The sequence below is a fragment of the Spiroplasma endosymbiont of Ammophila pubescens genome (genome assembly GCF_964020965.1).
In the GTDB taxonomy this organism is placed as follows: Bacteria; Bacillota_I; Bacilli_A; order Mycoplasmatales; family Mycoplasmataceae; genus Spiroplasma.
This window is the reverse complement of the sequence record NZ_OZ026611.1, coordinates 594,770-605,937: the sequence shown is the minus strand read 5'-3', so window position 1 is coordinate 605,937 and position 11,168 is coordinate 594,770. Positions and strand designations below refer to the sequence as shown.

Genomic DNA, 11,168 nt, shown 5'->3' with positions numbered 1-11,168 from the left:
TTTAGCCGACTCATGGGGTGCTAATTTTCATTTTTCATTATTTAAATAATCAATTTTTAAATTTTAACTCCTAGCATTGCTAAATAATCTAATTTTTGAATAATTCCTTGTAAATCACCAACACCATCATGATTGCTGTCATAAAACGATTGTGGGTGAATTTCATACACAATCGCTTCTTGAAAATTTATTGGTCGCATGTAAAAGATTGGGGTTTTTGTTTTTAAATATTATTTAGTTCAATAAAATAAAGACATTTTTTTCTTGTTTTTATAAAAAACCCCAATTTTCTTTATACGACCAATTTATTTTATTCATTTATAATCTCCTTTATCGTTTCAAAGATTTATTTATTAATATTTTCAACCACTTTTGGTTGTTTTTTAAAACTAATTAAACTTGTCCCCTTAACTTGTAATATTTCATCTCGTAATTTTGTAAAACGTGAAAGTTTTTCTAAAAATCATGTTAAGGCCATTGTTACGCTCATTGTTAGTAATGCACTAAGAATAAATCACGCATAACCCGTACCAATAAATGTTTGAACACCTTGGATTTGACTAAATGATTGAATTGATAAAATTCCTAATCATGCCCCATTTCCAATTCCATTTGAAGTTACGCCTGCAACGGTTAATAACATTGCGCCACTTGCTGAACCAACAATTGCTGCTAAGAATGGATACAGAAAGCGTAAATTAATTCCATATAATGCTGGCTCAGTTACTCCCAATCAAGCCGACGTTGTGGCAGAAATTCCAATTTCTTTCATTTTTGGGTCCTTTCGGTTATTAATAGTAAACATTAAAGTGGCACTTTCTTGGGCAATATTTGACATACATAAAATTGGAAAAATAAATGTTCCCCCAATTTGAACTGTATCTTGAATCATTACTGCATTAAGCATCGTATGAACACCAGTAATTACGATTGGCGCATATAATAATCCTAAAATTGGTCCAAAGAAATATTTTGCAATTGGATTAACTAACGCTCAACTTAATCCAACTGAAATTGCACTTCCAATGATATAGCCAATTGGACCAATTAAACATAATCCAACTGTAAAAGATAATAAAATCGTTAATAATGGTACAAAAATTTGTTTTAGAACAGTGGAAACAATTCGATTTAATCCTTTTTCTAAATAAACCCCAAAAAAGGCTACTCCAATTGCCGGAATTAGTTGCCCTGTATATTGAATTTTTCAAGTAAAAATAGTTTTAATAAGTTTATTAATTTAAAATATTTTAACTATTCATTAAAATTTAATAATTTTGCAAATAATGCTCAACATTCATCACGGGCAATTTTATTTCGACTTGATGTTTTAATAAAATAATCACTATCAGCAAAATTTAATTTAACTTTAATAATCTTTTCATGCTTTTGAATATCATTCTTTTTGACCTTATCAAGTTTTGTTCCAATTAAAACGGTCAAAATGTTAAAATGTTTTAAATATTGATACATTTCATAATCATCTTGAGTTGGTGGATGACGTAAATCTACTAACAAACAGACAAATTTTAAATTTTGGCGTTGAGTTAAATATTCTTCCATCATTTTTGCAAAATCCATCTTATATTGGTTGCCAACTTTTGCAAACCCATATCCGGGTGCATCAACAATTCGAAATTGATTATTATTAATTGCAAAAAAATTTAACATACGGGTTTTCCCAGGAATTTGCGAAACTTTTGCTAATTGGCGCTGATTTGTCAACATATTTAAAAAACTTGATTTACCAACATTACTTTTCCCTAAAAAAGCAATTTCTAATAAATCATCATTAATTCAACCTGCTTTATTAACCGCTGATGTAACATAACTTGCATTTTTAAACTTAAACATTATTTTTCCTCCATCTGACGATTAATTTCATACATTAAAATTGTTCCTGCCTGAGCAACATTTAATGACTCAAGTTGTGAATTAATTTTAATTTGTACATTATAATCACTAATTTCTTGCAATGTGGTGGAAAGGCCATGCCCCTCATTACCCAATGCTAAAATATACCGGTCATTTTGCTTAAACTGACAATCTTGTAAATAAACACTTTTTTGATTTAAACCTGTCGTAATAATTTTATATTGGTTTAATTGGAAGTTTTTAATTTCATTTAAACCAATCTCTTTAATTGCAACTTTAAAAATCGCACCTTGACTAGCACGTAAGACTTTATCATTAAAAAGATCAACAGTATGATTATACAAAATAATATTTGTAAAACCAAAACCAAGGCCAGTTCTGATTAATGTTCCGACATTACCTGGATCTTGAATGTTTTCTAATAAAAGAATATTTTGATTAAATTGAAAATTATTTTGTTCCTTAACCTTCGTTAAATCAATCATACCGATAATATTTTGACTATTTTTGCTTTGACTCAACTTAGTTAAAATTAATTTCGGAACTATTGTTAATAAAATATTATTAAAATTCTTTAATTTTGGTTGATTTGCTTTTGTTGTTAAAATTTCAACAACAATATTTTGTTGTAATGCTTCATCAATAATGTTTCATCCTTCAATTAAGGCTAAATTAAATTCTTTTCGGTATTTTTTTTCTTTTAATTTTGCCAATAATTTAATATGTTCATTTTGCGTTGAATTAATTTCTCGATAATTCATAAGATGGAATGCTTTCTTAATTGACATACATAAAACCAACAAGGTATTTTTTGGTTTTTGGGTCATCTCATTTTTCTTTTGTCTTTACTGTTTCGCGCATTACAACAGCCATTGCTCGGGGGCGTTTTGGTGGATCTTGCATTTTCCCTAATAAAACCGCTAATCCAGACCTATTATTTTTATCATTAATTTCTTTATTATAATCTTCGGCATCCTTAACTCCAATTTGTTTTGCCATAATTTTAACCTTGTTTTTTTCATATCAACGCTGAAATTTTTGATATTTTTCAAAAGACCATTCTTTTTCTTCTCAACCTAAGAAAATGCGGTCTTTCTCTTCATCTCAACTAGTTAAATAATCACGAAAATTTGTTTGTGCAGTTGGTCCTTGTTCCATCATTTTAAAAGTTTGATTAATTGTTTCTTCTAATGTATTATACCCATAACCAATAAAAGCATTACCAATTCAATGATGTTTATAAATTGGTTTTAATGGATTAATAGGTTCAGTAAATGTAAGAGCATATGCTCAATATTTGTCGTCTGCTTTACTATGAAAAAGTTCATATCCAAATTTTTGATGCTTAATAACAACAGCATCTTTTTTAATTTTACAAACTAAATGCTTAAAAGCTGTTACAATAGCATTAATTTCCCTATCAGTTAATGGTGCCTTTAATTTTAGCTGTTTTAATTTTAAAATATGTTCTGTATAATATGATGGCATTCCCTCAACCTCCTTTTTAGTTAAAATTAACTACTAATTATAATTTTATCTTTGATATTTTGTTAAGTAAAGTAATAATTTGAAATTAACAAACAATCCATTATAATCATAATTTCCTTTTTTAATTATAAAATTTATTTTACTTGAGCATTTAAATAATCTTTTAAACATTTTAATGAACAAACATTAACGTTATTAATGCACATTATTTTTGGTTTAGGTTTATCACATTGATAGCAAACAAATACTTTTGATTCATTTAAGTGATGACTACAAGTTTTTTCTTTATGAACTCAACATTCAGTAATTGCTTCTCCTAATAATTCAAAATTATCACCATGGTCATTCACAATGCGTGAAAAATTAACTCCTTTCGCAATATCATACCCACAAGTTGTTTTAATTAAAACTGATAATATTTCATATGATAAATTAGCAAAAAGTAAATTTGACGATTGATTTTCATAATTACATGTATGACAATCAACATATGGGATATTCGTTAGTGTTTGAATTTTTACTACTGATTCAGCTATTTTATCTAATCATTTATTGTTATTCAAAACTTTGGTTTTCATAACTTACTCTCCTTCTTTAATTGTTTTATTCAGATATTTGCGTAAACATTCTCGTGAGCAATAATTATTATTATCAAGTAATAAGTGTTCGTCATCTTGGTAAAGTAATTTCTTGCAATAAATACATGCAACATTATTTTGTAATACTTTAATATATGAATTAGTAACATCATTCATTTGATTACATTCGTTACATAACTCAACAATAAAATGACCAATTGTTTCTGTTTTAACATTAATCTTATCAAAACTAAATCCGAAAAAAAGATCATAAATATTTAAATCATCAATATCTTTCCCCTGGTGGTAATTATTACAATAAAACATCTTAATCTTACCAAGTTTTATTATTTCTAATAAGTACTCAAATAACTCATCTTTAAATTTGATTCAATATTTATAATGTTTTTTAACAAGTTCTTCGTTATTTTTTAAATTTATAAGGTCATTATTGTTATGTGTTTTTTTTACATTCATTATTATTTTCTCCAAAAACTGAGCATAATTATTATATCATAAATTAAAATAAAGAAAATTTTTGAATTAGATAATAAGTTTGTAATAAACATTATATAATTATATATATCTGAAAGGAGGCTTTATTATGGCTAAAAGAATGCTATCATCGCTTTTTAATATTCTTTTTTGTTGATTAAATGTTATTTTATTAATTTTCAATGTTAATCCTGTTGGGACTTTAATTTTTGGAACAGACTGTCCAAAGGATCGAAAAGGAAAGTTTATTTACGGATTATGTTCCTTTTTACAATGAATTTTAATGGTAACAGTTATTGGAACCGTTTTTGTTATTATCTTCTGAGCAAAAGGTGAACCATCAATTGCTCAACGTCTTGCTAAAACAGTATAATAAAATAAAAAGATAATATATTTAATATTATCTTTTTTAATAATTACATTTATTTGGTTCAAAATATGATTTGTTTGGAAGAAATGGTAATATTTTTTTTATTTTTTTTCATTTGTAATATTTTTTTGATGATACAAAGGATTAATTTCTTTTTTGACATCTCACTGATGGATATTATTAAAATTCTTTTCAGTAATGATATTTGTTAAAACTTTTTCTAATTTTTGATTTCATTTTTGGAATTTTTTATGAGAATTAAAATATTGTTTTTCAATATCATATAATGAATTAAATCGTTCTCATAAATCATTTTCATATTTAATTAAAAAGACATTATTTAATCTAATAACATATTTGTTAACAATATCATTTTCTTCTTTTAATAAATTTGAAAATTTTTGTTTTTCTTCGACTGACATTTCAACTAATAAGCTCACAGTATTAGGATTAATTTTTAATTTATTATTATAAAAATGAGAAGCAAATTTTAAATATTCTTTAACTTGTTCAAATTTAATTTCATTTTTTAACAATAAAACGGCAGTTGTAAACGAAATTGATAATAATTCAATGACTAAAAAAATATTAATAATATTTAATTTACTTTTGCTTTCCATTTCTTCTAATTTATTTAACTTATCTAAATAAATTTTAAAAATTGGTCGCATGTAAAAAAGAAGGGTTTTAACAAATACATAGAAATTGAATAAGAATAATAATTAAACCATTTACTAAAATGGTTTTTTTTATTTGTAAAACCAAAATTATTAATTGATTCAGAGAAAGGACAGCATTTTAAAATCTTAAAATAGAAACTTTTATTACAACTTTTTGATACTCTCCTTAAGTTGTTTACACATTTATTAAATATCTTAGAAATCTTTACAAAGTGTACCTGTTTTTTCTCCAATTTTAAGGTGTTGTCCTTTCTCTGTTTCAGTTAATTAATTTGCTAATAAAAAAACTTAATAAAAGAAAGGAGTAAGTAATGAAAAATAAGCAACAACAAATTTGTGATATTGATAACTGCTATAAAACAATATCATTTATTACTGAAGAGTTTTCATTAAATAAGGTTTTATGAACTTGTGAAAAACATAAAGATTTATTAAATCGGACAAAAAATAAAAAACAAAAGCGGTTTTATCAAAAAATAGAAAATTCAAAAATTATTTTTGATTGAGAAACGGGTTTTTTAAAACTTAAATTTTATAAAACAATTTAATGCAGTGTGGGACTGTTATTTTTAATAACTAAGTGTTTTTATTCCACATGGCGGTCTAGCCCAGCGGTAATGTAAGTCCGGAAATAATAGACGCTTTAACAAGCGATAGTCGTGATAAGTGCGAAGTCAACATCAAACGACAATAAATATTGAGATGGACACTTTATAAATAAATTTACGATAGATATTACTTCTTAGAAGTGGCAGCGGTTTTACAAACCACAAAGCCAGCACTAGGCTCTTCAAAGTGCAAGTGAATTTATTTTAAAAACTGAACGCTTTGACCTGAAATGGTGCGGATGAAGAGAGAGAAAACTCTCTGGCGGCAAAAAGAAAAAACAACTGTGTATTATTAAATATTCAAACAATTAACATACCACCACCGCTCACCCCACTAAGGCGGATGGCGTAGTAAGTAAATAGATAAATACTTATATAACTAATTCTCGCTTGGCACTTTCACTTAGGAGTGAGTGCCAGCGAGTTAAAAATAGAAGGAAAAATAAATGACAGAATATAAAAGTTTGTATATTAATAAAACTTGAAATGAAATAACAACATCATTTGATTGAGTTAATTGTCAACCTATTAATTGTCGTATTTAACATCATAAAAAGCATTATGATTTGCAATGTTTAGAATGAGCCAAAATGTACTTAAATTTATTTAAAGACAAGTGAGATGTTATTGTTTCATATATTCAATATTATAAAATTAACGATATTTTAGATTTAGCATCCGATGGATGAAAAATATTACAAATTGACAAAAAAATCAAAGGAATAATTTAGGAGGTTTTTATGAAAAAGTTAAATAAAACTTGTCTTAAACAAAGATATTGAGGTTATTGTTTTCATAAAGAATGCAATCAAGAAAATAAATTAAATGAATTAATGCGTAAAAGTTATTTAGTTTCATTTAAAAATATGACTGATGAACATTGAACATTAGGTAAACAACATTAGGAGGAATAATTATGGAAAAAAATACTTATTAGTAATGAAATATGAAAATGAAGTTCTAACTAAATCGTTTTATACATTAAAAGAAGCAAAACTTACTGCTAGTGTTGAAAATGAAAATGAATGATTAACAACAATTATTGATTTAGAAAATGAAAATATTAAATGACAAGGATGTGAATAATATGTATAAAGATGAAGATGGAAAAGTTTATACCGAAGAAGACTTATTTAATGAAGCATTAGAAGAATGTCATTCAGAAGAAAGTGCTTATTACTATATTGATAGTTTAATTGAAGAAAAGAATTTGGAGGAAATTTAATAATGAATAAATTTATTGGAATTGGTAGAACAACAAAAGATATTGAAATTAAGAAAACTCAAAATGGGAAAGAATATGCAATTTTTAATTTAACAATAGCACGTCCATATTCAAAACAAAAAGAAACTGATTTTATACCTTGTCAAGTTTGAAATAAACAAGCAATTACTTTACAAAAATATTGTCAAAAAGGTAGTCAAATAGCAATTACTGGTGTTTTACAATCTTTTAAAGATAAGGATAATAAAATACATTGAATAGTTCAAGTATCTAATTATGAATTTTTACATACAAATAATGATTTAAAAAAATCTGATAAACCACAAGAAAAAATAGAATTTAATTCATCTGAGACAAAAGAATTATTTAATAATGATAATCAAAATATTGGTAATGATGAAACAATTTTATGAGATTAGATTTAAAACCTTTATATATTTTTAATGATGAATTACATAAGTATAGTATTTTAATACCTAGTGTAAGTAAAATTGTTAATATTTTAGTGCCAAAAGATTTTTCACAAATTGATGAGAATATTTTAAAATTAGCACAAAATCGTGGAATATGTTTACATAATATGATTGATGTTTGAATAAAAAATAATTTTGATGATGAATTAATTCAATTTATTAATTGTGAAATAAAATCACATCGTGAATTATTTAAAAATTTTACAAAACTATATCAAGAAACTTTTAAAGATATTAAATTTAAATATTATGAAACTGAAAAAACACTTTATAGTCCTTTACAGATATTGAACGCTATATTTGACAATTAAAACTTTATTATTTATTAGAAAAAGACTTTTGTATAGATAATAAAAAAATATTAATGATAATTATAAATCCAAAATTAAAAATAGTAATTAAAGAAAAAGTTGATATTACTAAACAAAATTTAGAACAAATTAAAGAAGCAATTTTAATATGACAAGAAAGAGAGAAATGAGAAAATGCCACAAGAAACTAAAAAAACATTAATAGCAAGTATTGGTGAAATACAACACGATTTATCATTATATTTAGAAAAAAATCAAACAATGCAAATGAATGATAGAGTAATGTATAACTATTTTGGTGAAGCACAAGTATTAGAATTAGTTAAAAAAGAATTTTAAAAACATCATATTACATATATTTGAAGTTATGTAAAAGATACTTTAAAAGTAATTAATGATATCCCGTATTTTGAAATGGAATTAACTTTATGTAAAGAAACAGAAGAAATTAAAACTTATTGACCTTTTACAGGTAAAAATACTGACCCCGCTAAAAGTATGGGTCAATATTAACTTATGGAGTTAAATATGTTTTAAGTAAATTATTAGGTTTACCAACCGAAGAATTAGACCCCGATAATAGTGAAATAAGTAAAATTAATTCTAAGCAAGAAAAAGAACAAACAGAAATTATTAACAATTCAAATCCAAATTGAATGAGTGAACAGCATTTTAATAATATTAAAAATTTTATTACAAATACAAAAATAGAACAAGATATTATTTCAAAAGATAAAAATTGATTAAAAGAAGAATTAAATGTTGAAAAATTATCACCAGTTCTGATTAGAAAACAAAGCGAAGATTTTTATTATCAATTTAAAGAAAGATTTTTAAGATAATGATAAAAATAGGTATTAACCCATCAGGAACTGGTACTACGGCTATTGCTTTTTTTGAAGATAATAAATTAATTGATAAATATGAATATACAAATCGTGATTGAATTGTACAAACCAATATTATTTTAGATGAGTTAAGAGCAGAAGCAATTATTAATATTGAAGATTGTTTATATACATCTGCTAATGCGAGTAAAGATAGAGATGATTTATTAAAACTTATAGGGGCAATTAAATATAAAACAGAAAAATTATTAAATATCAATTGAGTATCACCACGCCATACTAAATCAGTTCTTAAAAATATGGAAAATTTGAGCAAATATAATGATAGTTGTATATGAAAATTTGAAAAAGATGCTAATTTAACTTATCAATATGGTAAAGGTTGAAAATATAATAATGAAAATATAAGTAATCATTTACGCGATGCTATTATTATTGCTAATTATGAAAGATAATATTATGAAACATTCATTTAATCAAAAAACAAGAAAATATTATTCTAAATTAATTCGAAATGTTAATGTTTACTTAAATGAAAATGAAGAAAAAGTTTGAAATGAATTCAATGACTTTACTTATTCACAACGAATAGAACATCTTATTAATTTTTATATAAAACATAATAAAGGAAAAATAAAAAAATAACCAATTAAGGTTATTTTTTTAAATACTATTTGTTAGTTGTCTAATAGCATCTTTTTGTTCTTGTTTTTTTTTGTTTACTTTAACTTGCTTTTTAACATTTTTAATTTGACCTGTTTTTAATGCTAATTCTGTTGCATATTCAGATCCTCGTAAATGTTTTTCGTGGGCAATAACAGCAGTTCTTAATTCTCTAATTTCTGCTTTATATTTTTTAATTTTTTTAGCAGATAATCCAAGAATACCAAGACTACCCATTCCACCAGCACCCGCTAATACAAGTAAAGCAATCATTAATGTATCATTTAACATTTTTTTTACTTCCTTTCTCATCCTTACTCAAACAGTGGCCATCCATCTTTTCAGAACAAAATAATTTATAAATTAAACTATATAACCGCCCCAAAATATCAACCACCTCTATAAATATAGTCTATTTTAATAAAATTTAATTATTTGTTTATATTTAATTCTTGTTTATTTTCTTCTTGTTTTTGTTTTTTAATATTTTCATTTTGTATATTTTTTAATTTTTCTTCTGTTATGCCATCTAAATTATTTCATTGTTTAGCTATTAGTGGTTGAACGACACGCGGATTAATACGGCAGTCAAAGCAATGTCTTAAATGGTCTTTTTTTCATTTTGATTTATCAATTCAAATAATAATTAAAGAAATTATTAAAGTAATTAAAGGTAATATTGTAAATACTAATCCCATTTTAGATATTTTTAATCTTGGTATATCAATTTTCATATCTACTTTTGGTTTACTACTAGCAACAAATATACCTTGAATTCCGTGTGTAAATAAAGGTGTTATCAAAATAGCAATTCAATTACCTCAATATTGTCCATAATTATACCAATTAATTTGGTCTTTAATGCCATTAATCATCCCATACTCTAATCAACAATTTAATGCTAAAAATATCAATGTATAAAAACTAACTACTCAACTACGAATTTTATATTTTCTTTCTCATTCTCTAATATTTTTATGAGTTCAATTATAAGTCGGAATAGGGTCTTTTTTAAATCAATTTCAAGGTAAGGCACTCTTTAATCAAGTTGTTTTATTTTGTTTCATAATTATTTACCTCATTTAATTTTTTATTCATTTTTATTTAATTCTAATCATTTTTTATTGAATAATTCTTTAATATCATTTCTATTATTTAAAACATTTTGCCATATGGGATTATATTTAATTAAGTTTAATTCCTTAATAGTTGTTACACTCTTTATTTTATTTATCAAGAAATTGTATCATTTTCACATTTCTTTGGGCAAATCAGTATCCGTATCACGCTTATAAATAGAGTGTGGTGGTTCATCTGCCATTAATTTTGTATTATTTGAATAATTTATTCTTTTTCTTTCAATAAAAATAGTCCCTAATTTTCTAAATGTTGCTGTACCATTAGCTCCAACATTAATCAATCCACTAGGATTAATAGATAATGCTCAACATTCCCTATTATTACCTATTTGGTCATATAAAACACTCAATGTTTTTATAAAACCACGCCTTGTTTGTAGCATTTCTTCACCATTTAATTCTGTGTTGCTATTTT

24 protein-coding genes and 1 pseudogene are annotated in these 11,168 nt (G+C 24.8%); 14 read left to right on the top strand and 11 right to left on the bottom strand.

Annotated elements, in window-relative coordinates:
* Window positions 1–56: 56 nt before the first annotated feature.
* The 7 genes from ABNT63_RS03850 to ABNT63_RS03820 all read right to left on the bottom strand — a co-directional run bounded on the left by ABNT63_RS03850 (window position 57) and on the right by ABNT63_RS03820 (window position 4,418).
* On the bottom strand, window positions 57–200 hold the full coding sequence (locus ABNT63_RS03850; protein WP_348737212.1) for a hypothetical protein: 144 nt from the start codon (window positions 198–200) through the stop codon (window positions 57–59).
* A 146-nt stretch (window positions 201–346) separates the two neighbouring features.
* On the bottom strand, window positions 347–1,147 hold the full coding sequence (locus ABNT63_RS03845) for a PTS transporter subunit EIIC (protein ID WP_348737149.1): 801 nt from the start codon (window positions 1,145–1,147) through the stop codon (window positions 347–349).
* Between the two features lie 107 nt (window positions 1,148–1,254).
* A complete protein-coding gene (gene yihA / locus ABNT63_RS03840; RefSeq protein WP_348736597.1) occupies window positions 1,255–1,854 on the bottom strand; it encodes a ribosome biogenesis GTP-binding protein YihA/YsxC in 600 nt (199 codons plus the stop codon).
* On the bottom strand, window positions 1,854–2,636 hold the full coding sequence (locus ABNT63_RS03835) for a TrmH family RNA methyltransferase (protein WP_348736595.1): 783 nt from the start codon (window positions 2,634–2,636) through the stop codon (window positions 1,854–1,856). The genes yihA and ABNT63_RS03835 overlap by 1 nt, the downstream gene beginning before the upstream one ends.
* A gap of 16 nt (window positions 2,637–2,652) precedes the next feature.
* On the bottom strand, window positions 2,653–3,363 hold the full coding sequence (locus tag ABNT63_RS03830) for a hypothetical protein (protein WP_348736593.1): 711 nt from the start codon (window positions 3,361–3,363) through the stop codon (window positions 2,653–2,655).
* A 134-nt stretch (window positions 3,364–3,497) separates the two neighbouring features.
* A complete protein-coding gene (locus ABNT63_RS03825; protein WP_348736591.1) occupies window positions 3,498–3,941 on the bottom strand; it encodes a hypothetical protein in 444 nt (147 codons plus the stop codon).
* Between the two features lie 3 nt (window positions 3,942–3,944).
* Window positions 3,945–4,418, bottom strand: coding sequence for a hypothetical protein (locus ABNT63_RS03820; protein WP_348736589.1), 474 nt, complete (start codon window positions 4,416–4,418; stop codon window positions 3,945–3,947).
* A gap of 127 nt (window positions 4,419–4,545) precedes the next feature.
* Here ABNT63_RS03820 and ABNT63_RS03815 point away from each other — a divergent pair, with 127 nt between their 5' ends.
* Complete coding sequence (locus tag ABNT63_RS03815; protein WP_348736587.1) at window positions 4,546–4,809, top strand: hypothetical protein; 264 nt, start codon at window positions 4,546–4,548, stop codon at window positions 4,807–4,809.
* 98 nt (window positions 4,810–4,907) lie between these two features.
* On the opposite strand, the gene ABNT63_RS03810 is transcribed toward ABNT63_RS03815, so the two are convergent.
* Window positions 4,908–5,477, bottom strand: coding sequence for a hypothetical protein (locus tag ABNT63_RS03810; protein ID WP_348736585.1), 570 nt, complete (start codon window positions 5,475–5,477; stop codon window positions 4,908–4,910).
* 320 nt (window positions 5,478–5,797) lie between these two features.
* Between ABNT63_RS03810 and ABNT63_RS03805 the strand changes: the two genes are divergently transcribed.
* From ABNT63_RS03805 to ABNT63_RS03750, 13 genes and pseudogenes are all read left to right on the top strand, one after another.
* Complete coding sequence (locus tag ABNT63_RS03805; RefSeq protein WP_348735110.1) at window positions 5,798–6,034, top strand: hypothetical protein; 237 nt, start codon at window positions 5,798–5,800, stop codon at window positions 6,032–6,034.
* Window positions 6,035–6,660: 626 nt separating this feature from the next.
* Entirely contained in the window at window positions 6,661–6,825 is a 165-nt protein-coding gene (locus ABNT63_RS03800) for a hypothetical protein (protein WP_348736583.1), read from the top strand.
* A 9-nt stretch (window positions 6,826–6,834) separates the two neighbouring features.
* The gene (locus tag ABNT63_RS03795) at window positions 6,835–6,999 is read left to right on the top strand and encodes a hypothetical protein (protein ID WP_348736582.1); all 165 of its coding nucleotides are present in this window, start codon (window positions 6,835–6,837) and stop codon (window positions 6,997–6,999) included.
* A 34-nt stretch (window positions 7,000–7,033) separates the two neighbouring features.
* Window positions 7,034–7,180: a hypothetical protein gene (locus ABNT63_RS03790; RefSeq protein ID WP_348735108.1), complete on the top strand. Its 147-nt coding sequence runs from the start codon at window positions 7,034–7,036 to the stop codon at window positions 7,178–7,180.
* A 1-nt stretch (window position 7,181) separates the two neighbouring features.
* On the top strand, window positions 7,182–7,319 hold the full coding sequence (locus ABNT63_RS03785; RefSeq protein ID WP_348736047.1) for a hypothetical protein: 138 nt from the start codon (window positions 7,182–7,184) through the stop codon (window positions 7,317–7,319).
* 2 nt (window positions 7,320–7,321) lie between these two features.
* The gene (locus ABNT63_RS03780; protein WP_348734958.1) at window positions 7,322–7,738 is read left to right on the top strand and encodes a single-stranded DNA-binding protein; all 417 of its coding nucleotides are present in this window, start codon (window positions 7,322–7,324) and stop codon (window positions 7,736–7,738) included.
* Window positions 7,729–8,103: a hypothetical protein gene (locus tag ABNT63_RS03775; RefSeq protein WP_348736580.1), complete on the top strand. Its 375-nt coding sequence runs from the start codon at window positions 7,729–7,731 to the stop codon at window positions 8,101–8,103. Before ABNT63_RS03780 ends, ABNT63_RS03775 begins: the two co-directional genes overlap by 10 nt.
* 53 nt (window positions 8,104–8,156) lie before the next feature.
* On the top strand, window positions 8,157–8,294 hold the full coding sequence (locus ABNT63_RS03770) for a hypothetical protein (RefSeq protein ID WP_348736578.1): 138 nt from the start codon (window positions 8,157–8,159) through the stop codon (window positions 8,292–8,294).
* Entirely contained in the window at window positions 8,278–8,442 is a 165-nt protein-coding gene (locus tag ABNT63_RS03765) for a hypothetical protein (protein ID WP_348735260.1), read from the top strand. Before ABNT63_RS03770 ends, ABNT63_RS03765 begins: the two co-directional genes overlap by 17 nt.
* A gap of 167 nt (window positions 8,443–8,609) precedes the next feature.
* A pseudogene (locus tag ABNT63_RS11360) lies at window positions 8,610–8,672 on the top strand (hypothetical protein); the annotation flags it as partial.
* A gap of 87 nt (window positions 8,673–8,759) precedes the next feature.
* Window positions 8,760–8,945, top strand: coding sequence for a hypothetical protein (locus ABNT63_RS03760; protein WP_348735259.1), 186 nt, complete (start codon window positions 8,760–8,762; stop codon window positions 8,943–8,945).
* Window positions 8,945–9,406, top strand: coding sequence for a hypothetical protein (locus ABNT63_RS03755; RefSeq protein ID WP_348736576.1), 462 nt, complete (start codon window positions 8,945–8,947; stop codon window positions 9,404–9,406). The genes ABNT63_RS03760 and ABNT63_RS03755 overlap by 1 nt, the downstream gene beginning before the upstream one ends.
* Before the next feature lie 4 nt (window positions 9,407–9,410).
* Window positions 9,411–9,596, top strand: coding sequence for a hypothetical protein (locus tag ABNT63_RS03750; protein WP_348734963.1), 186 nt, complete (start codon window positions 9,411–9,413; stop codon window positions 9,594–9,596).
* A gap of 18 nt (window positions 9,597–9,614) precedes the next feature.
* Here ABNT63_RS03750 and ABNT63_RS03745 read toward each other — a convergent pair whose 3' ends face one another.
* The 3 genes from ABNT63_RS03745 to ABNT63_RS03735 form a co-directional block, all read right to left on the bottom strand.
* Window positions 9,615–9,905, bottom strand: a complete 291-nt coding sequence (locus ABNT63_RS03745; RefSeq protein ID WP_348735257.1) for a hypothetical protein — start codon at window positions 9,903–9,905, stop codon at window positions 9,615–9,617.
* A 140-nt stretch (window positions 9,906–10,045) separates the two neighbouring features.
* Window positions 10,046–10,681, bottom strand: coding sequence for a hypothetical protein (locus ABNT63_RS03740; protein WP_348736574.1), 636 nt, complete (start codon window positions 10,679–10,681; stop codon window positions 10,046–10,048).
* Window positions 10,682–10,704: 23 nt separating this feature from the next.
* On the bottom strand, window positions 10,705–11,136 hold the full coding sequence (locus ABNT63_RS03735) for a hypothetical protein (protein WP_348735255.1): 432 nt from the start codon (window positions 11,134–11,136) through the stop codon (window positions 10,705–10,707).
* Between the last annotated feature and the right edge of the window lie 32 nt (window positions 11,137–11,168).